The sequence below is a fragment of the Streptomyces xiaopingdaonensis genome (assembly GCF_000262345.1).
Lineage (GTDB): Bacteria > Actinomycetota > Actinomycetes > Streptomycetales > Streptomycetaceae > Streptomyces > Streptomyces xiaopingdaonensis.
In genome coordinates this window covers 1-22,692 of the sequence record NZ_AJTQ01000125.1, presented here as the reverse complement: position 1 = coordinate 22,692, position 22,692 = coordinate 1, and the positions used below count along the sequence as shown (strand labels likewise).

Below are 22,692 nucleotides of genomic sequence, written 5' to 3'. Positions count from 1 at the left end.
GCGGCCCGACGGGGTCACTCGGTGTCACCTGTCGGCTCCCAGAATCGTCTCCCACGGGTCGTCCTCCTCCGCGGTCTCCTCGGCGGTCTGCTCGGCCCGCGCCTGCCGTGCGCGGTGCGCCCGCGCGTCGGCGCGCGCCCGGTCCTTCAACTCGCGGTAGCGGTCGCGGGCCTTGCCGAGCCGCTGGTACGCGCGGCGCTCCGCGGCCCGCTGCTCCTCCTCCGAGCCGACCATGCTCTGGTACGCCTCGCGCCAGTCGTTGTAGGTGGCCCGCAGGCGCTCCCGCTCCTCCATGTAGACGGCGCGCCTGGCGACGCGGATGTCCTCCACGTCGTCCTGGACGTCGTCGCTCCCGGAGAGCTGCCAGGCGCGGTACGCCATCGTCACGAGGAACGCGGTGAGCGCCAGCGTGATGACGATGGCGGTGAGGATGAACGCCTGCGGCAGCGGGTCGACGATGGACGACGTGTCGTGGCCGAAGCCGAGCAGCGGTGCGTGTCCCGCGGCCCCCGCCGTGGTGAGGACCAGGATGTTGGTCCCGTTGCCGAGGAGTACGGAGCCGAGCAGGATGCGCGTCAGCGGGCGGCAGAGCAGCAGCGTGGTGCCGGCCCCGAAGAGCGTGCCGCCGACGACGACGAGCGCCAGGGTCAAGGTCATTTCTGCGTCGCCCCTCCCTCTGCCGTCGCGTTCGGGGCGCGACGGAGTTCGCGTTCCACCCGCCGGTCGATCTCGGAGCCCAGGCTCCGCAGGACGTCGAGGACGACGCCGAGGACGAGCAGGTAGACGCCGGTGTCGAAGAGGACCGGCGAGGCCGCGTGGAAGTCGCCGATCACCGGCAGGTGTCCGTGGAAGGTGCCGGAGCCGAGCACGGAGCCGGTGAAGAGCAGCCCGCCGAGCCCGGTGAGGGTGATGGTGAGCAGCCCGACGCCGAGGAGGAATCCGGCGTCAACCGGCGCCGCGTTCGCCAACTCGTGGCGCCCGCCCGCCAGATACCGCACCCCGAGCGCGAGCGAGGCGACGAGCCCCGCGGTGAACCCGCCGCCCGGCAGGTTCTCGGCGCAGAAGAGCAGGAAGAGCGAGAGCACCACGATCGGGTGGAAGACGAGCCTCGCCACCACCTCGAAGACGACCGAGCGCCGCTCCGGCGCGAGCGTGGAGCTCGCGGCGAGCCAGGTGCGGCGCGGCGCCCTGCCGATCGGGTCGGGCTTCGGCCACCGTTCGGCCCGCTTCGCTCTCGTGTCGACGTGCGGCTGCTGCCCCGTGGTGCGGGCGGCCTCCGCGGGCCGGCCGCCGTGCTCCTCGGGGTGCGCGGTGCCGGAGCGGTGCCCGTGGTGGGCGAGGGCCGCGTTGGGCGGCGCCCCCGACGGTGCGGGCGACGCCGGTGTACCGGAGCGGCGCCGCAGGTACACCAGGCTGGTGACGCCGACGGCCGCGACGGCGAGGACCGAGGACTCGCCCATCGTGTCCCAGGCCCTGAGGTCGACGAGCGTGGTGGCGACGACGTTCTTGAGCCCGTGGTCCTCGGTGGCCTGGCTGAGGAGCGGCCCCGCGGGCTCGTCGACACGGGCGGAGGCCGCGATGTATGTCAGTCCTGCGGCGAAGGTCCCCGCCGCGACACCGAAGACGATCTGCGTCACCCGGCGCATCCGGCCCGCCGCGGGACCGACGGGGAACCTCGGGGGCAGCCTCCGCAGCACCAGCACGAAGACGATGATCGAGACCGTCTCGACGGCGAACTGGGTGAGCGCGATGTCCGGTGCGCCGTGCAGGACGAAGAGCACCGCGGCGCCGTACCCGGTGACGCCGGCGAGGACGACCGCTTTCATGCGCTGCCGCGCCCGCACGCAGAGCACCGCGACTGCGCAGACCGCGAGCGAGACGGCGAGTTGGGCCGTCGAGTCGTAGAGGCGTACGTCGCTGACGTGCTCCCAGGGCCGGTCGACGACGAGCGCGACCAACTGCGCCCCGATGAGGACGGCGAGCGCGGTGCCGAGGTAGAAGGGGAGCGAGCCGCGCTGGACGATGCCCGTCGTCTGGAGGGAGAAGCGCTCCAGGCCCCAGAGCGAGTGCGCGAAGGCGTGTTCCCCGTCCAGGACGGCGAGTTGGTCGCCGGCCTTCGCGATCGGCCGGTTGAGGGCGAAGAGGGCGGCGCCGAGCACCCACGTGACGGCGGAGAGCCCGAAGGCGAGGCCGATGCCGTGCCAGAACTCCATGTGCAGCGGGTTGTGCACGGCGGGGAAGGAGCCGGCGTAGTCGGAGAGGAGCGGGTCGAGAAGCACGGCGCCGGGTCCGAAGGCGAGGCTCACCAGGACGACGGCGGCGCCGGGCACGAAGAGCGCGGCACCGGGCCTGCGCAGCACCTCGATGGGCTCGGCGCCCGGCTTGCTGGCGAACGCGCCCCAGAGGAACCGCAGCGTGTAGGCGGCGGTGAGTCCGGAGCCGACGACGATGGCGGCGAGCGCCCACTGCTGCACCGGCCCTTCGTGGAGCAGCGACTCCAGAGCGGCCTCTTTGGCCGCGAACCCGAAGAGCGGCGGCACCCCGGCCATCGAGGCACCGGCGAGCACCGCGACCGTACAGACCCACGGCATCTTGCGTCCGAGGCCGGAGAGTCGGTGGACGTCGCGGGTGCCCGTCGTGCGGTCGATGAGGCCGACGGTGAGGAAGAGCGCCGCTTTGAAGAGCGCGTGCGCGAGGAGCATGGCGAGCCCGGCGAGCTCGGTGTCGCGGTGGCCGTCGCCCACGAGCATGGTGAGGAAGCCGAGTTGGCTGACGGTCCCGAAGGCGAGGATGCGCTTGAGGTCGGTCTCGCGGAGCGCCCGCCAGCCGCCGAGGAGCATCGTGAGTCCGCCGAGCACCAGCACCGTGCCGCGCCAGGGGACGACGTCGGCGAAGGCGGGCGCCAGCCGCGCGATGAGGTAGATGCCTCCTTTGACCATCGCCGCGGCGTGGAGGTAGGCGGAGACGGGGGTGGGTGCGGCCATGGCGCCCGGAAGCCACAGACTGAACGGCCAGATCGCGGACTTGGAGAGCGCGCCGACGAGGACGAGCACCAGCGCGATGGAGACGAGCGCGTTGGCCTCCGGTGGGTTCTCCACCAACTCGGAGATCCGGAAGGTGCCGGCCTCGTGGCCGAGCATGAGGAACCCGATGAGCATCACCAGGCCGCCGAGGGTGGTGACGATCAACGCCTGCAGGGCGGCGCGGCGGTTGGTCCTCGTCTCCGGATTGTGGCCGATGAGGAGGAAGGAGAAGATCGTGGTCAACTCCCACCAGACGTACAGCACGATCAGGTCGTCGGAGAGGACCAGTCCGAGCATGGCGCCGGCGAAGGCGGTCAACGTCCCCGCGAAGCGCCCCAGTCGTGGTTCGTCACTGCGGAAGTAGCCGGCGCAGTAGACCATCACCAGGGCGCCGACGCCGCCGGCGATGAGCGTCATCAGGAGCGACAGCGAGTCGAGGCGGAACCCGAGTTCGACGCCCTGGTTGGGGATCCACGCCCAGTGGAGGCTGACTTCCTCGCCGCTGCCCACCACCTTCGGGTACTGCACGCCTGCCCACACGGCGGCGGCCGCCGGTGCGAGGGCCAGCAGCAGGAAAGCGCGCGAACCGAGCCACCGTACGAGGAGAGGGGCACAGCACGCGGCGGCGCAGTGGAGGACGATCAACCACAGCATGGGGGAAGCTTTACACAGAAGGGTCGCCGAACGATGCAGGTCCCCCTCGGGCTGGTCCAGACCCCGTCCGGTAAAGTATCCCTTTGCTCTCGGCCAAGTTGACGCAAAGAGCCCGGTCGGAACCGGGCCCCTGTCGTTCCGCTACTCCTCCTTCGCCGCCGAACTGGCGCTTCCCGCACCGTCCTTGGCGTCCGCGCTCCCCTGCCTCGGCGGCGCGGAGGCGGATTCCTTCTCCTCCTCGTGGGAGGACTCGGCTCCTTCGCCTTCCTCCGAGCCTTCAGGGCCCTGCGGTTCGACGGTCTCCTCGCGTCCCGGCACCTTACGAGCCGAGACCACGATGTACGCGACGGCGCACAGGAAGACGACGATCGCCGTCCAGTTGTTGAGCCGCATCCCGAGCACGTGGTGCGCATCGTCGACGCGCATGTACTCGATCCAGAACCGGCCCGCGGTGTAGGCCGCGACGTAGAGCGCGAAGGCGCGGCCGTGCCCGAGCCGGAAGCGCCGGTCGGCCCAGATCACCAGGAGGGCGACGCCGACGCACCAGAGCGACTCGTAGAGGAAGGTCGGGTGGTAGGTGGCGATGTCGGGGGTCTCGACGGGGCGGTGCTGCGCGTCGATCTCGACGGCCCACGGCAGGTCGGTGGAGCGGCCGAAGAGCTCCTGGTTGAACCAGTTGCCCCAGCGTCCGAGCGCCTGTGCGAGGACGATGCCGGGCGCCACCGCGTCCGCGTACGCGGGGAGCGGGATGCCGCGGCGGCGGCATCCGATCCACGCGCCGAGGGCGCCGAGGGCGATCGCGCCCCAGATGCCGAGACCGCCGTCCCAGATACGGAAGGCGTCCACCCAGTTCCGGCCCTCGCCGAAGTAGAGCTGGTAGTCGGTGAGTACGTGGTAGAGCCGGCCGCCGATGAGCCCGAACGGGACGGCCCAGACGGCGATGTCCGCGACGGTGCCCGGCCGGCCTCCGCGCGCGACCCAGCGGCGCGAGCCGAGCCAGACGGCGACGAAGACACCGGCGATGATGCAGAAGGCATAGCCGCGCAGCGGGATCGGCCCGAGATGAATCTCGCCCGACGAGGGACTGGGGATGAAGGCAAGGGTGTCCATGGCGATCCAGACGCTACCGTGCCCGGGCGCACCGCGGGCAATCAGGCCGCACAACGGCTCCGTAACAGCCGCGCCCCGGCAGCCGATCGGCCGGTACCGACCTGCGCCGGGGCGCCGGACCCGTCAGTTCTTCCCCGCGACGAGCTCCTTGAGCCGCTGCGGGGTGAGCGGCTCCTGCTGGTTGCCGTAGATGTCCTCGCCGTCGAGCAGGACGGTGGGCGTCGACTGGTGGCCCGACTCCCCGAACGCCTTGTCCGACTCCTCGACGGTGCTGTTGTGCCGGCCCTCCTCCACGCAGGAGGTGAAGGACGAGCCGCTGAGGCCCGGGACCTTCTTCGCGAGCCCGAGCAGGGTGGAGGTCTTGCCGAACGCGTCGTCCTGTTCCTGCGGTTGGTTGCGGTAGAGGACGTCGTGGTACTCGGGGAACTTTCCCTCGTCCTTGGCGCAGTAGGCCGCGTTCGCCGCCTTCTTCGAACCCGTCCCCGGCATGTTGCTGTCGATGAGGGTGACGAGGTGGTACTCGGTGCGCAGCTCGCCCGCTTCCGCCAACTCCCTGATCGTGTCGCTGAACTGGTTCTCGAACTGGCCGCAGGCCGGGCAGCGGAAGTCCTCGTAGATGCTGAGGCGGGAGGCGGCGGACGCGCTGCCCATCGAGATCGGCTTCGCCGAGGACCGGCTCTCCGTGCTCTCCCCGCCGCCCCTGTTCACCAGGAACACACCGGCGACCGCGGCCACCCCCAGCACCAGCACGCAGGCGAGGCCCATCTTCAGCGCGCGCCCGCGGCGTTGGGCGGTCTTCTGCCGCTGCAGCTCCTCCCGCAGCCGCTCGCGCGCGGTGCGCTTTCCCTCACGGTTCTTCTGGCTCATCACACCCGGGGGCAACGAGCAGCCCCGGGGCAACCGCACCCCACCGCCGCCGATTCACCCGAAAGAGCAGGGAGTTGAGGACCCGCGTACGGCACCGCACCGAGCGCCGTGCCGCACGCGGACCGCAGCCCCGGCGTCAGCCGGTGCGGCGCACGCCCTCGGCGAGCTCGCCCGCGAGCGCCCGTACGCCGGCGAGGCCGCCTTCGAGGTCCTCTCCTGCCAAGAGGAGGAGCTTGACGAAGGCGGAGCCGACGATCACCCCGTCCGCGAACCCGGCGACCTCGGCGGCCTGCTCGGCCGTGGAGACCCCGAGCCCGACGCAGACGGGCAGTTCGCCGACGCTCCGCGTCCGCGCCACGAGGTCCTGCGCCCGGCCGCCCACCGACTCGCGCGTCCCCGTGACACCCATCACGGACGCCGCGTAGACGAAGCCGCTCCCGGCCTCCGTGATCTTCGCCAGCCGTTCGTCCCTGCTGCTCGGCGCGACGACGAAGACCGTCGCGAGGTCGTGCTCCTCGGCGGCCTTCCGCCAGCCCTCGGACTCCTCGACCGGCAGGTCGGGCAGGATGCACCCGGCACCGCCCGCCGCCGCGAGGCCGGCCGCGAACCGCTCGGTCCCGTACCGGTCGACGGGGTTCCAGTACGTCATCACCAGCACCGGCTTGCCCGTCGCCGCGTGCGCCTCGCGCACGGTGCGGAGCACGTCGGCGATGCGGACGCCGCCGCGCAGCGCGACGTCGTCGGCGGTCTGGATCACGGGGCCGTCGAGGACGGGGTCGGTGTGCGGCAACCCGACCTCGACGACGTCGCACCCGCCCTCGAGGAGGGCGGTGCAGGCGCGGATGCCGCCGTCCACCGTGGGGAAGCCGGCGGGCAGGTAGCCGACGAGGGCCGCGCGGCCCTCGTCCTTCGCCGCCGCGAGGGTGGACTCCAGCAGTGCGCGGTTTCCGCCGCTGTCGGTGCTCACTTGTCGCCCTCCGGGTCTGCGTCGTCGGCGCCGTCGTAGAGGCCGAAGTAGCGCGCGGCCGTCTCCATGTCCTTGTCTCCCCTGCCGGAGAGGCTGACGAGCACGACGCCCTCGGGGCCGAGTTCGCGGCCCGACTCCAGGGCACCGGCGAGCGCGTGCGCGGTCTCGATGGCCGGGATGATGCCCTCGGTCTCGGAGAGCAGGCGCAGCGCCTGCATCGCCTCGTCGTCGGTGACGGGGCGGTACTCGGCGCGGCCGGTCTGCCGCAGGTGGGCGTGCTCGGGGCCGATGCCGGGGTAGTCGAGCCCGGCGGAGATCGAGTACGGCTCCGTGATCTGCCCCTCGTCGTCCTGGAGGACGTAGCTGCGGGAGCCGTGCAGGATGCCGGGACCGCCCTCGGTGAGGGTCGCTGCGTGCTCGCCCGACTCCACCCCGTGCCCCGCCGCCTCGAAGCCGAGGAGGCGGACCTGCTCGTCGGGGAGGAAGGCGTGGAAGATGCCCATCGCGTTGGAACCACCGCCGACGCAGGCGGCGACGGCGTCCGGCAGCCGGCCGATGCGCTGGAGCACCTGCCGGCGGGCCTCGACGCCGATCACCCGGTGGAAGTCGCGCACAAGCTGCGGGAAGGGGTGCGGACCCGCGACGGTGCCGAAGAGGTAATGCGTGTGGTCGACGTTGGCGACCCAGTCGCGGAACGCCTCGTTGATGGCGTCCTTCAGCGTGCGGCTGCCGGTCTCGACGCCGACGACCTCGGCGCCGAGCATCCGCATCCGCGCGACGTTGAGCGCCTGCCGCTCGGTGTCGACGGCGCCCATGTAGATCGTGCAGCTCAGCCCGAAGAGGGCGCAGGCCGTGGCGGTGGCGACGCCGTGCTGTCCCGCGCCGGTCTCGGCGATGATGCGCGTCTTGCCCATGCGCCGGGCGAGGAGCGCCTGGCCGAGCACGTTGTTGATCTTGTGCGAGCCGGTGTGGTTGAGGTCCTCGCGCTTGAGGAAGACGCGGGCGCCCCCGGCGTGCGCGGCAAAGCGGCGCACCTCGGTGAGCGGGCTCGGGCGTCCCGTGTAGTCGACGAGCAGCTCGTCGAGCTCGGCCGCGAAGGACGGGTCCTGCTTCGCCTTCTCGTACTCGGTGGCGACCTCGTCCACGGCGGCGACGAGCGCCTCGGGGACGAACCTGCCGCCGAAAGCGCCGAAGTACCCCTCGGCTGTGGGGGTTCGACCCTCGGGGTCGGGGATGAAGTAGTCGGACATCCGACGGTGCTCCTCGGACAGAAGAACGGACGTTTCCGGGTCGGCGGGGCGCACGGGCACGGCCGGCGGGCGGTGTCGCCCCCGGTTCCGGCGCCTCGCTCAGGTCGCGGCGGTGCCGCGGGAGGCGCGCCATCGGCGGCCGTTGATCTGTCCCGGCTCGCAGCCGATGTGGTAGCGCACCCGGCGGCCGAGCGCCCTGCGCGCCGGGGCCCTGCACCCGCGCGGCCGGCACCCGCGCGCCAGCGCGGGGTGCGCCCCGGTGGCCCGGGGCAGGTACGTCGGCGAAGGGGGTGCGAGGGGCAAGGGGCTCAGTCCCTGCCGTGCCGCAGCGCCGGGTGGGCGCCGGCGGCGACGAGGTCGGAGACGGCGGTCTTCGGGTCCTTGCCGATCACGAGGGACTCGCCCACCAGGACGGCGTCCGCGCCCTCGTTGGCGTAGGCGATGAGGTCGTGCGGCCCGCGGACGCCCGACTCGGCGACCTTGACGACGTGTTCGGGGATCTCCGGCGCGATCCGCGTGAAGTTGCCGCGGTCCACCTCGAGCGTCCTGAGGTTCCGCGCGTTGACCCCGATCACCTTCGCGCCCGCGTCCACGGCGCGTTCGGCCTCCTCCTCGTCGTGCACCTCGACGAGGGGGGTGAGCCCGATCGACTCGGCCCGCTCGATGAGCGAGACGAGCGCCTCCTGCTCCAGCGCCGCGACGATCAGCAGGACGACGTCGGCGCCGTGCGCGCGCGCCTCCCAGAGCTGGTAGGCGGAGAACATGAAGTCCTTGCGGAGGACCGGGACGTCCACCCGGGAGCGGACGGCTTCGAGGTCGGCGAGGGAGCCGCCGAACCTGCGCTGCTCGGTGAGGACGGAGATGACGGCGGCGCCGCCCTGCTCGTAGTCGGCGGCGAGCGCGGCCGGGTCGGCGATGGCGGCGAGCGCACCCTTGGACGGGCTGGAGCGCTTCACCTCGCAGATGACGCGGACTCCTTCGCCCTTCAGCGCGGCCAGGCCGTCCAGCGCACGGGGAGCGTGGGCGGCGCGCTCCTTGAGCTCGTCGAGACTTACGCGCGCCTGCCGCTCGGCGAGGTCCTCACGCACGCCTTCGATGATCTCGTCGAGCACACTCACGCGAGCGGCTCCCTTCTTGGCTGGCTCTCGGCTGGTCCTGGCTGACTGCTTCTCTGGGGTTCTCAGCGCTTCTCGGTGCCTGTCGGCCGGGTGCGCCCCCGCGGCCGCGGGCAGACGTTCAGGTCACGGAATGCGATGGTATCCGCCACCCGACCCGGGCCCCGCATCCGCCCGTCGCAAATCCCACATCGCGGACGAACCTCGCAGTACGGCACCCCGCGTCCGTCACGGCGCGAGGACGGCTCCGAAGGGCAGGTTCCGGACAACGCTGAAGACGCCCACCACGGCACCAACCGCCCACCAGTGCACCGCACTCGGCGCCGGCACCCGCAACGGCCTCCCGCGCGCCGACCGCACCAGCCACGCCAGCAGCACCCCGGCGAGCAGCACGACGAGGACGACGGCGAACGCGTTGGCGCCGAGCGCCGCCGGCACGTCCCCGTGCGCGAGGGCGTGCGCGGCGCGCAGGCCGCCGCAGCCCGGGCAGTAGACGCCGGTGAACGTGAGCAGCGGGCACGCCGGATAGTGGCCGGGGGTGTTGGGGTCGACCGCGCCGACGTACGCGAAAGCCGCGCCCGCGGCGGCGAGTGCGGCCAGGGGCGCGGCGAGGCGCGGCACCGCGCTGCGCAGGCGGTGCCGTAGTGCGGCCTCGGGCCGCTCGCTCAGGAGCGGGCTCCTGCCGTACCGCCCGGCTCCGTCGCGGCCTTGGCGGTGGGCCGGTTCCTCTCCTTGCCCATCCCGGCGGCGCTCATCGCCATGCCGACGAGCCCGCCGGCCCCCACCACGACGAGCCCGGCCACGACACCCCACGGCTGCGCCATGACCATGAAGGCGCTGCCGATGCAGAAGCCGATGAAGGCGATGGTGACGCCCGTCCATGCCGCGACGGTGTTTCCGTGGCCTGTGTCCGCCATGAATGCTCCTTGTTACCGACGAATCCCGTGGTGTGCCCGTACGGCCGCGCCCACCTGCCTCCATTGTCCCCTGCGGCGCCCACCGCGCAGCGAGCGGCCCCCGCTAGTGTCCGCCGGCGCCTCCGGCCCGGCGGCGGGCTTCAGGTGGGGTCCTCGCCGCGGTCGAGCGCCTTCCACAGGTCCTCGGGGCGCTCGGGGTCGACCTCGGCGGCCGGCGCCTGCTTGCGCGAGGTCCGCTCGTACCGGGAACTCCCCGACATCGTCGGCCAGTTGCGGCCGTGTACGAGGGCGAGCAGCCCGGCGAGGAGGATCAGCAGGCCGCCGGCGGCCGAGAGATAGGGCCAGGGCGTGGTGGAGACGGCGCCGATCGTGCTCTCCGCGAGGCCGCTCGTCTCGGCGGCCTCCTCGCGCAGCGCCGAGTCGTCGCCCATGCCCGTCAGCGAGGAGACGACGACGCCCGCGCCGCAGAGCGCGAGGAGCCCCGAGACGAGGAACCGTCCCGCCCTGCGGACCGCGAAGACCGCGACGAGCGCAGCGAGTCCGACGAGCGCGAGGGCGTTCGGCAGGCCCGTGACCTCGCTGCCCGAGGCGCTGACGGGGACGCGTCCGCGCGCGAAGCTCGTCGCCGACTCGCTCCACGTCTGCCCGCCGGCGACGAGGGCGAGCGCGGCGCCGACGGCCCCTGCGAGGAGCGCGACGCCGAGCGCCCTGCGGGCGGCCCGGGAGCGCGACGCGCGGCCGTGCGCCTCGTCGGGCGCGGGCTCGGCCTCGGAGGCGTCCGCGTCCTCTGGCTCCGGGGCGTCCGAGGACTCGGAGGTGCGCGCGTGCGGGAGGGAAGTCACCTCTCCACGCTACCGCCGAGGCGCTCGGCCGTACGGACCGCCCTCAGGACGGCCGCCGCCTTGTTCCGGCACTCGGCGTCCTCGGCCGCCGGTTCCGAGTCGGCGACGACGCCGGCGCCGGCCTGGACGTAGGCGGTGCCGTCGCGGAGGAGCGCGGTGCGGATGGCGATGGCGGTGTCGGCGTCGCCCGCGAAGTCCAGGTAGCCGACGCAGCCGCCGTAGAGGCCGCGTCTCGTCGGTTCCAGTTCGTCGATGATCTGGAGCGCGCGGGGCTTGGGGGCGCCGGAGAGGGTGCCGGCGGGGAAGCAGGCGGTGAGTGCGTCGAGCGCGGTGCGGTCCTCGGCGAGGCGGCCCGTGACCGTGGAGACGATGTGCATCACGTGGCTGTAGCGCTCGATCGTCATGAAGTCGACGACCTCGACACTGCCGGGGGCGCAGACCCGGCCGAGGTCGTTGCGGCCGAGGTCGACGAGCATCAGGTGCTCGGCGCGCTCCTTCTCGTCGGCGAGCAACTCGTCGGCGAGGGCGGCGTCCTGCTGCGGGGTGGCGCCGCGGGGCCTGGTGCCGGCGATGGGGTGCATCATGGCGCGCCCCTCCTCCACCTTCACGAGCGCCTCGGGGCTGGAGCCGACGACCTCGAACCCGTCGTCCGCCTCCTGCCCGGCGAACCGGAACAGGTACATGTAGGGGCTGGGGTTGGTGGCACGCAGCACCCGGTAGACGTCGAGCGCGTCGGCGGCGCAGTCCGCCTCGAACCGCTGGGAGGGCACGACCTGGAACGCCTCGCCCGACCTGATCCGCTCCTTGATCTCCTCGACCCAGCCGCGGTAGGTGGCGCCGCCCGGTCGGCTGCGGTGGTCGGGGAGTTGGGAGGCGGGCAGGGCCGACGGGGGGACCGGTGCGGCGCGGGCGAGGTCGGCCTCCATCGCGTCGAGGCGGGCGAGGGCGTCGGCGTAGGCGTCGTCGACACCGGAGTCGAGGTCGTTGTGGTTGATGGCGTTGGCGATGAGGAGGACGGTGCCGTCCTTGTGGTCGACGGCGGCGACGTCGGAGGCGAGGAGCATGGTGAGCTCGGGGACGCCGAGATCGTCGGCGGTGTCCTCGTCGCGGCCGAGCCGCTCCAGGCGGCGGACGACGTCGTAGCCCAGGTAGCCGACCATCCCGCCGGTGAACGGCGGGAGTTCGGCGTCGCGGTGGAGGTCGCGGGGCGTGTGGAGGGCGGCGAGCGTCTCGCGGAGCGCGGCGAGCGGGTCGCCGCCCGTGGGGAGGCCGACGGGAGGCGTGCCGCGCCAGTGGGCCTCTCCGCCGCGGACGGTGAGCGCCGCCGCGCTGCGTACGCCTATGAAGGAGTAGCGGGACCAGGTACGGCCGTTCTCGGCCGACTCCAGCAGGAAGGTGTCGCGGCGGTCGCCCACGAGTTTGCGGTAGAGCGCGATGGGCGTGTCGCCGTCCGCGAGGAGGCGCCTGGTGACGGGGACGACGCGGCGGTCCTCGGCGAGGGCGCGGAAGCCTTCGAGGTCGGGGGTGGTCATGGCGGGCAACCTTGGGGCCGTGGGGGTCGGGTGGGGTGCGCGGTCCGCGGCGGCGCGCGGGCGGTGGCAGTCGGGAGGCGTACTGCGCCAACTACTCTGCCTGCGTGGCCTCTTGGGCTCCGCTCACCGGGAGGCGGTCGGCGTCGAAGCAGGTGCGGTCGCCCGTGTGGCAGGCGGCGCCGATCTGGTCGACCCGGACGAGGACGGTGTCGCCGTCGCAGTCGAGGGCGACGCTCTTGACGTACTGGACGTGCCCCGAGGTGTCGCCCTTGGCCCAGTGCTCTCCGCGGCTGCGGCTGTAGTAGGTGGCGCGGCCCGTGGTGAGGGTGCGGTGGAGCGCCTCGTCGTCCATCCAGGCGAGCATGAGCACTTCGCCGGTGTCGTACTGCTGGGCGACGGCGGGGAACAGGCCGTCGGCGTTGCGCTTGAGGCGCTCGGCGATCGACGGATCGAGAGAGACGGACATGGCTCCATTCTCGCCCATCGTCGCGCGAACCCTTCGCGCGGAGGCGAACACGGAAGGTGACGGGACCCGAGAGTGCGGAAGCCGCGCAACACGCCTTCGCACCGGCTCGCGGCAGGGTGCTGCGCCGTAGGGTGGGGCACATGTCGACACACGCACAGCGGGAACGCCTCCTCCTCGCCGACCTGTTGGAGAACCACGGCCCCGACGCGCCCACCCTCTGCGGCGACTGGCGCACCCGGGACCTCGCGGCGCACCTCCTCGTCCGCGAACGCAGGGGCGACGCGGCGGCGGGGAGCTTCGTCAAGCAACTCCAGCCGCGCATGGAGCGCGTGCAGGCCGAGTTCGCCGAGAGGCCCTACGAAGAGTTGCTCGGGCTCTTCCGCTCGGGGCCGCCGCGCAGCTCTCCCTTCGCGATCAAGCAGATCGACGAGGCCGCCAACACCGTCGAGTTCTTCATCCACGCCGAGGACGTCCGCCGCGCCGAGGAGGACTGGAAGCCGCGGCAGCTCGACGCCGTCTTCCAGGACGTGCTCTGGCGGCGGTTGGAGAAGGCGGCGCGGGTCCTGGCGCGCAAGTCGCCCGTGGGCCTGGTGCTTCGGCGCCCCGACGGGCAGACGGTCGTGGCGCGCAAGGGAACGCCCGTCGTCACCGTGACCGCCGAGCCGTCCGAGCTGCTGCTCTACACCTCGGGGCGGCAGCGGGTCGCGAAGGTCGAGGCGGCGGGCGACAACGAGGCGGTGGCGCGGGCCGAGACGGCGGACCTGTCTTTCTGAAACGCATCAACCGCCCCTCGGTGCACGCTGGTTGACGCTTCTCCGTGCGTCGTCCCCGAACCCCTGTTGACCGACGACGACCGCGCGTATCGTCTGCTCCGTGGCTGCGGACGGGGGAGGGAGAGACGACGCCGAGCGCTAGTTCTTACGGAGGGCGTCGGCGGCAACGCGCTGGAAGAGAGCCTGCTGCCCGCCAGGAAGGGCGAGGAGCCGCTCGCCCTTCACCATGGGCAGTTACCCGCACGGCCCTACCATCGGAAGTGACGCCACCACGCCCGAAATCCGCTGAGGTGCACACGTGAGCAACTGGGCTGATCTGACGACCGGTAAGCGCATCAAGGCCCTACGGGGCTCCGACCTGACACAGCAGGGGCTGGCCGAAGCGGCGGGCGTCTCGTACGCCCTGATCCAGAAAGCCGAGCAGGACCGCGGCGAACTCTCCGTCGGCTCCCTGCTCAAGCTCGCCGCCGCGCTCCGCACGGACGTGGGCGTGATCCTGGGCCAGCAAGCACCGCGCCGCGGTATGGACCGCGGCAGCCGTACCGCCCTGCGGCAGCTTTCCGACGCCGTGCACGAGAGCGCCCTCGGCGAGTGGGACGGTGTCGAGGACCCGAGCACCGTCGACGAGCTCGGCAGCGCGCGCGACCTCGCATGGTCGGCGTACTGGGAAAGCGACACGGTGCGCGTGGCGATGCTCGCCTCGCAAGTGCTCATGGAAGGGCAAGTACGGTTCGACTCGGCAACCGGCGAGGAGCGCGATCGTCTCGCGGCGATCCTCGCGAGTACGTACCGTGTCGCCGCCTCGACGGCAAATGGGTTCGGGCACCGCGACCTAGCCCTGTCCGCGCTCACGTCCGCGAAGTTGCTTGCCAAACAGGCAGACGATCCCGTGATGGGCGCGCTACTCGAATCCACGCTGTCGTGGATCTACTTGCGCGGTGCGAAGATGCCGCGGGCCGAGGCCGTCGCCGAGCGCGCCGCCCTCGCGATCGAGCCGTCGTTCAGCCGGTCGACGCAACCCGAACTGCTCGCGTACGGGCGCCTGATGATCTCGGCGGCCGTAGCCGCGTCGAGGCGCGAGGACGAGAGCAAGGCCGACGATTACATTTCGCAGGCGCACGCCGCCGCGGCGAGGCTGGGCAAGGAAAAGAAGCTGTTCGGCACGTCGTTCGGGCCGACCGCGGCGAAGACGGAAGCAGTCGGGATTCACGTCGCGTTGAAGAACTACGGGCGCGCGCTCAAGCTCGCCGATCAGCCGGACATGCGGCAGCTTCCGTCGACCATGTCGAAGGTGGCGCGCAACCGGTACAAGCTCGACGTTGCCCTCGCCCAGTGCTCGGCCGGGCTCTACGACAAGGCCGGTGACACGCTGGTCGAGGTCGGCCTCGACGCGCCGGAGTGGGTGAAGCACCAGGCGTTGCCGGGCGTGATCGGGCAGCGGATCGCGAAGGTGTCGACGGCGCGCGTGCGGAACATCAGCGAATTGATCGGCGTCCCCTTGGTCGCGTGACGCCTACGGAGCGTAGGAGTTGACCCGGAACGGGTTCCGTCGCTCCTACGCTCCGTCTCTTCACCATGCGTGATCGAAACGACGCGATATGCACATGGTCAGCACCGAGCCAGTACTCAAGCAGGGGCCAACTCCGGCCCGAAGGACCGCAGGTGAGAAGAAGCGGCGGCAGGCCCTCGCGGACCACGCGGCCGGCCACGTGCCGGGCGAGGGCCCCGTACCGGACCACGCGTCCAAGGTCGGCCGATTCCGTGTCGTGATCTACCTGTGCGCGGCGGCCAACTCCGATATTTCGGGGCCGCGCAAGGAGTGCACCGAGTACGCCGCGGCGTTCGGCTGGGAGATCGCCGAGGTGGTCGAGGACCGCGTCGGCCTGCTCCCCCCGGAGGGGCGCGAGGGGCTGACGCGCGCCGTCGAGATGGTCGGGAAGAGGGAAGCGGGCGCGGTACTCACGCCCTGGCGCTCGATGATCTCGACCATTCCGCAGGAGTACGACGAGGTCGCGCGCAACGTCGAGAAGGTGGGCGGCTTCCTGCACGTCATGGGCTCCGACCGGGTCCGACCGCACACTCCGTGCTGACGGCGTCGACCATGCTGGGGAAGGTCACCGCCGGGTACTGGTGTGAGTGGTGGGTGTCCGATCCGAGCTCGCCCGCACCGCGCCGCATACAAGCGTGCCCGGTCGCTGCGCCATCGAACGCGCTCCGTTGGGCGCGCGTCGGCCTCGCCATCATCGCGTCAGCCCTCGAAGACCCGGCCTCGGCGTACGTCTTCGACTGGCTCGGCTCGGACCCGCGCGAGGCCGAGGCCGACCTCGCCCGCGGCGAGCCGTTCGAGTTCGCCGTCTCGTGCGGCGAGGCACGGTTCGCGTGGACAGCTCGGCCGGTCGACTTCCTGCCCCTGGTGGGCGGCGCCCCCTTGCCCTGCGGCGCACGCGGGGGTGCGCCGTGGGAGTAAGGCCGCTGGCACTGTGGGCACGGTTCGACTTCCGTCGCGACTCCTGCCATCGCTGCGAGCGTACGAACCTGCCCGTGGCGCGCCCGGGGACGGTGGAGGCGCACGGCGTCACCGTCGTGTTCCGCGCCTGACACTGGTGCATCTTCCGGGTTGAACAGCTCCATCGGGCCGAGGCCGAGCGCGCTCGACTGCGGACCGGCTGCCCCGTGCCGGAGCAACAGCCCACCCCACACCGACCCTCGCGGCGGGCACTGTGCGTGCCCGGTGTCCCGCTGCGAATCGGGCGCCTGCTCATCAGCGCCCGCGTAGGCTCCGCCTCGACCGCGCCCGATGGTTCATCGCCCGGTCGAGGCGGATTTCGGAACCACCACCCGAGCACCACCGATCAGGAGGTACCCAGTGGACGCATTTCCGTGGATGACGCGGGCCGATGGCGGAAATCCGCAGGATGACAGCGACTCCGGCAACAAGCACGGGGGCGGCGGCTCCGACGAGGGCGGCAACACCTCGGACGGCCAGGGTCCGGCGGACGGCGAGTAAGTGACCGCTGAAACTCCCAGCACGAAGGAGGCCGGCCCGGGAGGGCTGGCCTCCGTGCTGCTGGAAAAGGGTGCACTCACGTCGGATTGGGTTCCCGCATTCAAGGCGGTGCCGCGTGACGCGTTCGTGCCCGACCGGCTGTGGCCGGGGACGGCGGGCGGCAACCGTCAGGGCGAGGTGATCGACCGGAACACGGACCCGGCGCGGTGGTGGGAGAAGGTCTACAGCGACGTTCCGCTCACGACGCAATGGGACGACGGCGCGCACACGGGCACGGACAAGGGCCGGGCCCCGACCTCGTCCAACTCCATGCCCAAGATGGTGTTTTCCATGCTCGGCGCCCTGAGCGTCGAGCGCGGAAACCGGGTGTTGGAAATCGGGACCGGCACGGGCTGGAATGCGGCTCTGCTGTCGCACCGGCTCGGACCGGACAACGTCGTGACGGTCGAGGTTGATCCGTCCGTCGCCGAGGAAGCCCGGCGCCGCCTCGCCGCGGTCGACCTCAACCCGTTGTCCGTCGTCGGCGACGGCGCACACGGCTACCCGGACGGCGCCCCGTACGACCGCGTCGTCGCCACGTGCGGGATCTCCACCGTGCCGTACGACTGGATCGAGCAGGCCGCGGAAGGGGCCGTCGTCGTCGCCCCCTGGGGCCCGCCCTACGGCGGGCAGGGAGTCGCGCGGCTGAGGGTCGGCGAGGGCGGCGTCGCCATGGGCCGGTTCGTGATGTCCTCCGCGTTCATGCGTCTGCGCGATCAGCGCGACACGTTCCCGCCGACGGACACGTTTCCGGACGCCTCGAACTGGCCGAGCACCGCGTCGCGGCGCACGACGGCCCTCTCGCCGGACGACATGGGCGCCTGGCACCACATGTTCACGCTCGGCGTGCAGGTGCCGGACATGTTCTGTCGCGTCGAGTGGGGCAAGGCCGGCGCGTATCGGCTGTGGCTGCTCGACATGGGCTGCACGTCGTGGGCTACGGTCGACTACGAACCCGGGCGTACCGAGTTCGAGGTCGCCGAATACGGGCCGCGTCATCTGTGGACCGAGGCCGAGGCCGTCATGTCCTGGTGGCGAGAGAAGGGCGAGCCACGGTTCGAACGGTACGGCCTGACGGTCACGCCGCACGGCCAACGCGTGTGGCTGGACAGTCCGGACGACTTGGTACCCGTGCGGGCGCCGTAAGGCTCCGGCACGTTCCGGTGCCCCCGTGCGGAATGAGGCGAACAGCAGGGCCCCGGCGGTGAGCGCCGGGGCCCTGCGGATACGCGAAAACGCCCCCCGCGCTCCTCGCCGCGCTGCTGCTGGTGCTGACCGTCGGCGCCACCGCGTGCGGCCGCACCGAACTCGGTGAGCAGGACCGGCCCGTGATGGTCCTCGGGCCGTGGACCGGCGCGGAGGAACGGGCCTTCCGCGACCTTCTCGACAGCTCGGGGGTGCCGTACGAGTACCAGGGCACGGCCGTGCTGCGGGAGGTCCTCCTCTCCCAGGTGCAGTCGGGCGACCCGCCCGACATCGCCGTCATGGCGAGCCCGGGCGAACTCGCGGACTACGCGCGCCAGGGCCAGTTGGAGCCGATCGACGGCCTCTACGAGCCCGGCGAGTACGGCCCCGGCACGCCGTGGCAGCCACGCGCCGGCGGTGCGCGGGGGCTCCACTGGGTGCCGGTGAAGGCGGACATGAAGAGCATCGTCTGGCATCGCGCGGGCGAACGCGTCCCCGACGGCTCGCAGTTGGACCACTTGTGCCTGGGGATGCGCGACGACGGGGTCTCCGGCTGGCCGGGTAGCGACTGGATCGAGGACCTCGTGCTGCAGCGGTACGGGCGCGGCGTCTACGAGAAGTGGGCGAGCGGCGTGCTCCCGTGGACCGATCCGCGCATCCGCAACTCCTGGGAACTGTGGGGGGAGTTGCTGCGGCAGGACCGCACGGAGGCGCGCCGCGCCCTGCTCACCGACTACCGCGCGGCGACGGGCCGCGACGGCCTCCTCTTCTCCCCTCCCGACGCCCCCGAGCCGGACGTGGACGGCGGGTCGCGGAGGCGCGCGGTACGCGGCGCCGCGGACGAGCCGCGGTGCGCGCTGGAGCACCAGGGCACGTTCATGCGGCACTACTACGGCGAGAGCCACGGTGAGGCGCGGTTCAGCCCGTCGTCCGCCTTCCTGCCCGGCGGCCCCTACGACGGCGACCGCGGGCGGCGCGAGGTGAGCGCCGACTTCGCCGCGCTCTTCAAGGGCGGCAGGGACACCGGGGACGCCCGCCGGCTGCTGCGGTTCCTCGCGTCGGCGGACGGGCAGCGGAAGTGGTCGGGCGAGATCCCGTACTTCTCCGCCAACTCCGCGGCCGCCGACGGGAGTCGGATGCACGACACCGTGTCCCGCCGGATCTCCCGGCAGTTGACGGACCCGGGCACGGAGCGCTGCCTCGACGCCTCCGACGTGATGCCGCCCGCGGTGCGCGACGCGTTCTACGAGTCCGTGCTGCTCTTCCTCGACTCCCCCCGGGTGGCGCCCCGCCTGAAGTCGATCCAGGCGGTGCAGGACGCGGAGCGCGGCAAGCTCGTACGGAGCGGCCAACTCGCGGCCGGGGAACCGTGGATGCGGGGCATCTGCAGCAAGTGACCGCGTACGGCGGCCGTTTGGGTGCGTAGGCGGCTCAGAGCGCGAGTTCGCTTCTCCGTACCCGGGACGAGGCCCCGGCGATCACCACGCCGACGAGGCTGAAGCACGCGCACGCCGCGAAGACGGGCCCCGCACCCCATACGCCGGCGGCGAGCCCGAAGACGGGATAGCTCAGCGGCGCGACGCCGATGGCGCCGAGGAGCTGCACGGAGGAGACGCGCCCGAGCATCGCGGGCGCCGTCTCGGTCTGCACCAGTGCACGCCCCAGACCGCCCCACGTACCGCCCGCGAGCCCGGCGCATCCGGCCGCCCCGACGGCCCAACCCAGCCCCGGCGCGAGGCCGATACCGGCGACCGCCGCGACGGCGAGCACCATCCCCAGGAGCATCACGGCACCGGTACGCGGCACACGGCCCGCCACCGCCAGCACCAGCGCCGCACCCGCCGCCCCGACGCCGAAGGCCCCGACGAGCCACGCCGTGCCGCCTGCGCCCCACCCCCGCTCGGCTGCGAGGAGGACGACGCCGACGTTCATGGGTCCCGCTATCGTGAGTTCGCAGACCGTCCCCGCGAGGACGATGCGGCCGATCAGCGGATGCCGCACGACGTAGCGCAGCCCGTCCCCGAGGTCCCGCAGGGCACCTTTGCGCCCCGGTGCCGGGTCTGCGTGCCCGGTCGGCTCCGTATCGGCGGGGAGCGGCGCGAGCCGGACGGTGAGGAGCAGCGCGAGCGAAACGGCGAAGAGGCCGCCGGCGAGGCCGAAGGCGCTCGCCGGGCCCCCGAACCCCATCGCGAGCCCGGCGAGCGGCGGCCCCGTGATGTTCCCCGCACGGACGGCGAGTTGGGCCATGCCCTGGAGCCGCGCGAGCTGGCTCCGGTCGGTGAGGCGCGGCGGCAGCGCTCCGACGGCCGGCATGAAGACGGCGTCGACGGCGCCGAAGACGAGCGCGGCGACGACGAGCACCCACAGCCCTGGCGACCCCACGACAAGCGCCGCCGCGACCCCGAGGATCACCGTGCACCGCACCGCGTCGCCCCCGAGCGCGACCCGCCGCGGCCCGAACCGGTCGGCGATCACCCCTCCCCCGAGCATCAGCACCGCACGCGGCACCGCACCGACCGCCATCACGAGGCCGACCTGCGCAGGGCCCGCAGCCTCCCGCGCGGCCCAGCCGAGCGCGAGGAAGTAGATGCCGTCGCCGATCATCGAGGCGGCGTAGGCGGCGAGCCACCGCAGCACGTTGGCGTCGCGGTAGGCGGGGCGCGGCGCGGGCGGCTGGGCGCGCGGGGTCTCCGTGGCCGTCACGGGCGGAAGGGGAAGCCGTAGAGGTGGACGGAGACGTGCTCGCGCCGTGCGTCCCCGGCCTCGGCCGCCGACTTGCCGTGCTCGCCCCAGCGCTCGGCCACCTCCTGCAACTCCGCGGCGTACGCGCCGAGTTCGTCCGTGGTGAGGTAGGCGAGGTACTCGGCCGAGAAGGCCGCGTCGCGCCACTCGCGCGGCCAGCTCGCCGCCGTGTCGAGGTACTCGGCGTACCGGCGCGTGCGCGTCTCGACCAGGCGGCGCACCACCTGCTGGACCACGGCCGCGCCTTCGGGGGCGCCGTCGAAGTCGCTGCTGCGGAAGGCGAACTGCTCGTCGGGCGACACCTGCCACCACCGCTCGCGCGCGTCCCCCGTGCCGCCCCGCGCCTCGGCGAGGAAACCGTGTGCCGCCATCTTCCGCAGGTGGTAGCTGACGAGCGAGACGGCCTCGTCGACCTGCTCGGCGAGGTGCGAGGCGGTGGCGGGGCCGACGGCGGTGAGGAGTCGGAAGAGTTCGATGCGCAGCGGGTGGGTGAAGACCTTCAACGCGTCGAGGTCGGTGATGCGCGGCTTCGGCGCGGTCTCGCCCGGGGGCGTCGGTATGCCGGAGGGCTCTTCCGCCGCGGGCTCGGACGGCCCCGAGTTCGCGGCCGGCGGCTGCTGCGGTGCGGAGGGCATGGTGCAGACCCTAGGCGTGCAACTCGATTTGCACAAACCTTCTTGCGCAATTTTCCTTGCGCGAAAGGCCGTTGAGGGAACGGCACGACGAAGAGGGCGGCCCGCGGGCCGCCCCCTTCTTCACGGCGTGGGAGTCGAGGACAGGCGCGGGGTGCCGCCGCACCCCGCACACGTCAGAGCCTCACGCCGTACCCCGCGAGCCACTCGGCGGGGTCGATCGCCGACCCGTACTCGGGGGTCGTACGCACCTCGAAGTGGAGATGCGGTCCTGTGGTGTTGCCCGTCGAGCCGGAGAGGGCGACGCGGTCTCCCGCGGCGACCCGCTGGCCCTTCTCCACCTTGGTCTCGGACAGGTGCGCGTAGTGCGAGTACTTCCCGTCGGCGTGCTCGACGACGACCTCGTAGCCGAAGGCGTCGTCCCGGCCCGCACGGTGCACGGTGCCGTCCACGGCAGCCGAGACCGAGGTGCCGACGGGCACGGCGATGTCCGTGCCGGTGTGTCCCTGCGACCAGTTGGCGCCCGACGCCTGGTACTCGGCGGTCCTGGTACCGCCGCCGACCGGGCGGACCGCCTGCTCCGCGCGGAGCGTGAGCTGCTGCCCCGGACGCAGGAGGTCGGGGTCCGAGCCGATCGCCGACCCGTTGGCGGCGTAGAGCTCCTTCCAGCCGCCCTCGACGCCCTGCTCCTCGGCGATCGTGGAGAGCGTGTCCCCCGACTCGACGGTGTACGAACTCCCGTCCACCGAGCCGGCGTCGGCCACCGAGGCGCCGACGAACGGCAGCGCGAGAGTGGCCCCGGCCGCCGAAGCCCGGGTGACGAGTCGGCGCGTACGGCTCTCCCGGGGGGCGCGGTGCCGCGCACGGGCCTCCGCGCACGGGCCTCCGCGCACGCGAGCGGTACGTCGGGGGCGTACGGAAAGGTGGGCGCGTACGCCGGGCGGGGAGGAGGCGCGGCGGAACCGCGTGGCGGCGCAACGGCCATCGGAACTCCTGGTCTCCGGCGCCTGCGGGGTGAGCTGTCGGGTTCGGGCGGGAGAGCGCCCGGCCGCGCGGTGGTCGGGGAACGCGGCTTCACCCCGAGCCGCAGCAGGTGGCGTACGGCGAAGGTGGTTCCCCCGCCCCTGCCCTGCGGTGGGGGACGTCGGGCGGCGCACTCGCCGGGGGCAGGATTCGGCGTCCGGCGGGTGCGTGTTCTTCTCGAACGCGCTGCACGCTAGGGCGGCGTTCTCGAGCGGCACAACCGGTGCCGCCGCCGCGGGTCGCCCAACCGACCTGCCATGTAAGGCATTTCGGTCGCGATAAGCGGAGGCTTAGGCTTCCGTTAAGCCTCCGATCGGGAACCGCAGCGGCTACTCGGCGGCCAGGTGCTCGGTGAGGATGCGCCGCAACTCGCGTGCCGCACGCGGCGGGGAGACGTCGCTGCGGTGCGCGACGGAGACCGTGCGGTGCAGCCCGGGCGCCGCGAACTTCGTCGCCCTGAGCCCGGAGCGCTCCGCCACCATCCCCGGGACCACGGCGAGGCCGAGCCCGGCGCGGACGAACCCCAGCACCGCGTCCATCTCGCCGCC

General features: G+C 72.6%; 24 protein-coding genes and 1 riboswitch. Of the genes, 7 read left to right on the top strand and 17 right to left on the bottom strand.

Annotated elements, in window-relative coordinates:
• Positions 1 to 24: 24 nt before the first annotated feature.
• The 13 genes from UWG_RS0110005 to hisI form a co-directional block, all read right to left on the bottom strand.
• Positions 25 to 657 carry a Na(+)/H(+) antiporter subunit C gene (locus UWG_RS0110005; protein ID WP_016907068.1) on the bottom strand — a complete coding sequence of 211 codons (633 nt, stop codon included), beginning with the start codon at positions 655 to 657 and terminating at the stop codon, positions 25 to 27.
• On the bottom strand, positions 654 to 3,677 hold the full coding sequence (locus UWG_RS0110000; protein WP_016907067.1) for a Na+/H+ antiporter subunit A: 3,024 nt from the start codon (positions 3,675 to 3,677) through the stop codon (positions 654 to 656). The genes UWG_RS0110005 and UWG_RS0110000 overlap by 4 nt, the downstream gene beginning before the upstream one ends.
• Positions 3,678 to 3,818: 141 nt before the next feature.
• A complete protein-coding gene (lgt, locus tag UWG_RS0109995) occupies positions 3,819 to 4,787 on the bottom strand; it encodes a prolipoprotein diacylglyceryl transferase (protein ID WP_016907066.1) in 969 nt (322 codons plus the stop codon).
• 123 nt (positions 4,788 to 4,910) lie between these two features.
• Entirely contained in the window at positions 4,911 to 5,654 is a 744-nt protein-coding gene (locus tag UWG_RS0109990) for a DsbA family protein (RefSeq protein WP_016907065.1), read from the bottom strand.
• A gap of 136 nt (positions 5,655 to 5,790) precedes the next feature.
• Entirely contained in the window at positions 5,791 to 6,621 is an 831-nt protein-coding gene (gene trpA, locus UWG_RS0109985) for a tryptophan synthase subunit alpha (protein WP_016907064.1), read from the bottom strand.
• Positions 6,618 to 7,871, bottom strand: a complete 1,254-nt coding sequence (gene trpB / locus UWG_RS0109980; protein ID WP_016907063.1) for a tryptophan synthase subunit beta — start codon at positions 7,869 to 7,871, stop codon at positions 6,618 to 6,620. The genes trpA and trpB overlap by 4 nt, the downstream gene beginning before the upstream one ends.
• 99 nt (positions 7,872 to 7,970) lie before the next feature.
• Positions 7,971 to 8,174: a tryptophan biosynthesis modulator TrpM gene (gene trpM / locus UWG_RS33645; RefSeq protein ID WP_078495630.1), complete on the bottom strand. Its 204-nt coding sequence runs from the start codon at positions 8,172 to 8,174 to the stop codon at positions 7,971 to 7,973.
• A gap of 5 nt (positions 8,175 to 8,179) precedes the next feature.
• Positions 8,180 to 8,989 carry an indole-3-glycerol phosphate synthase TrpC gene (gene trpC, locus UWG_RS0109975; RefSeq protein ID WP_016907062.1) on the bottom strand — a complete coding sequence of 270 codons (810 nt, stop codon included), beginning with the start codon at positions 8,987 to 8,989 and terminating at the stop codon, positions 8,180 to 8,182.
• 225 nt (positions 8,990 to 9,214) lie between these two features.
• Positions 9,215 to 9,607 carry a DUF2752 domain-containing protein gene (locus UWG_RS0109970; protein WP_016907061.1) on the bottom strand — a complete coding sequence of 131 codons (393 nt, stop codon included), beginning with the start codon at positions 9,605 to 9,607 and terminating at the stop codon, positions 9,215 to 9,217.
• A 44-nt stretch (positions 9,608 to 9,651) separates the two neighbouring features.
• Positions 9,652 to 9,903, bottom strand: coding sequence for an HGxxPAAW family protein (locus UWG_RS0109965; protein WP_016907060.1), 252 nt, complete (start codon positions 9,901 to 9,903; stop codon positions 9,652 to 9,654).
• Between the two features lie 140 nt (positions 9,904 to 10,043).
• Positions 10,044 to 10,745, bottom strand: coding sequence for a TIGR02234 family membrane protein (locus UWG_RS0109960; RefSeq protein WP_016907059.1), 702 nt, complete (start codon positions 10,743 to 10,745; stop codon positions 10,044 to 10,046).
• Entirely contained in the window at positions 10,742 to 12,277 is a 1,536-nt protein-coding gene (locus UWG_RS0109955) for an anthranilate synthase component I (protein WP_016907058.1), read from the bottom strand. Before UWG_RS0109955 ends, UWG_RS0109960 begins: the two co-directional genes overlap by 4 nt.
• A 91-nt stretch (positions 12,278 to 12,368) precedes the next feature.
• Positions 12,369 to 12,743: a phosphoribosyl-AMP cyclohydrolase gene (gene hisI / locus UWG_RS0109950; protein ID WP_016907057.1), complete on the bottom strand. Its 375-nt coding sequence runs from the start codon at positions 12,741 to 12,743 to the stop codon at positions 12,369 to 12,371.
• Positions 12,744 to 12,883: 140 nt separating this feature from the next.
• On the opposite strand from hisI, the gene UWG_RS0109945 reads away from it, so the two are divergent.
• The 7 genes from UWG_RS0109945 (at position 12,884) to UWG_RS29790 (ending at position 19,144) form a co-directional block, all read left to right on the top strand.
• Positions 12,884 to 13,516, top strand: coding sequence for a TIGR03085 family metal-binding protein (locus UWG_RS0109945; RefSeq protein ID WP_016907056.1), 633 nt, complete (start codon positions 12,884 to 12,886; stop codon positions 13,514 to 13,516).
• 298 nt (positions 13,517 to 13,814) lie between these two features.
• Positions 13,815 to 15,026 carry a helix-turn-helix domain-containing protein gene (locus UWG_RS0109935; protein WP_016907054.1) on the top strand — a complete coding sequence of 404 codons (1,212 nt, stop codon included), beginning with the start codon at positions 13,815 to 13,817 and terminating at the stop codon, positions 15,024 to 15,026.
• A 94-nt stretch (positions 15,027 to 15,120) separates the two neighbouring features.
• Positions 15,121 to 15,606 (top strand): recombinase family protein, encoded by a 486-nt coding sequence (locus tag UWG_RS0109930; protein WP_033196067.1) that lies wholly within the window; start codon positions 15,121 to 15,123, stop codon positions 15,604 to 15,606.
• A gap of 53 nt (positions 15,607 to 15,659) precedes the next feature.
• A complete protein-coding gene (locus UWG_RS0109925; RefSeq protein ID WP_237720043.1) occupies positions 15,660 to 15,983 on the top strand; it encodes a hypothetical protein in 324 nt (107 codons plus the stop codon).
• A 399-nt stretch (positions 15,984 to 16,382) separates the two neighbouring features.
• Positions 16,383 to 16,523 carry a hypothetical protein gene (locus UWG_RS33015; RefSeq protein ID WP_157838545.1) on the top strand — a complete coding sequence of 47 codons (141 nt, stop codon included), beginning with the start codon at positions 16,383 to 16,385 and terminating at the stop codon, positions 16,521 to 16,523.
• A 54-nt stretch (positions 16,524 to 16,577) separates the two neighbouring features.
• Positions 16,578 to 17,708 (top strand): methyltransferase domain-containing protein, encoded by a 1,131-nt coding sequence (locus UWG_RS0109915; protein ID WP_016907050.1) that lies wholly within the window; start codon positions 16,578 to 16,580, stop codon positions 17,706 to 17,708.
• A gap of 122 nt (positions 17,709 to 17,830) precedes the next feature.
• Positions 17,831 to 19,144, top strand: a complete 1,314-nt coding sequence (locus tag UWG_RS29790) for an extracellular solute-binding protein (protein WP_016907049.1) — start codon at positions 17,831 to 17,833, stop codon at positions 19,142 to 19,144.
• A gap of 34 nt (positions 19,145 to 19,178) precedes the next feature.
• On the opposite strand, the gene UWG_RS0109905 is transcribed toward UWG_RS29790, so the two are convergent.
• The 4 genes from UWG_RS0109905 to UWG_RS29785 form a co-directional block, all read right to left on the bottom strand.
• The gene (locus tag UWG_RS0109905) at positions 19,179 to 20,450 is read right to left on the bottom strand and encodes an MFS transporter (RefSeq protein WP_016907048.1); all 1,272 of its coding nucleotides are present in this window, start codon (positions 20,448 to 20,450) and stop codon (positions 19,179 to 19,181) included.
• Positions 20,447 to 21,124 (bottom strand): ArsR/SmtB family transcription factor, encoded by a 678-nt coding sequence (locus tag UWG_RS0109900; RefSeq protein WP_016907047.1) that lies wholly within the window; start codon positions 21,122 to 21,124, stop codon positions 20,447 to 20,449. The genes UWG_RS0109905 and UWG_RS0109900 overlap by 4 nt, the downstream gene beginning before the upstream one ends.
• 173 nt (positions 21,125 to 21,297) lie before the next feature.
• On the bottom strand, positions 21,298 to 22,014 hold the full coding sequence (locus tag UWG_RS0109895) for a M23 family metallopeptidase (protein WP_016907046.1): 717 nt from the start codon (positions 22,012 to 22,014) through the stop codon (positions 21,298 to 21,300).
• 113 nt (positions 22,015 to 22,127) lie between these two features.
• Positions 22,128 to 22,260, bottom strand: a riboswitch (cyclic di-AMP (ydaO/yuaA leader).
• A 213-nt stretch (positions 22,261 to 22,473) separates the two neighbouring features.
• A partial coding sequence (locus UWG_RS29785; RefSeq protein WP_033196063.1) for a LysR family transcriptional regulator substrate-binding protein occupies positions 22,474 to 22,692 on the bottom strand: 219 nt, incomplete at its 5' end.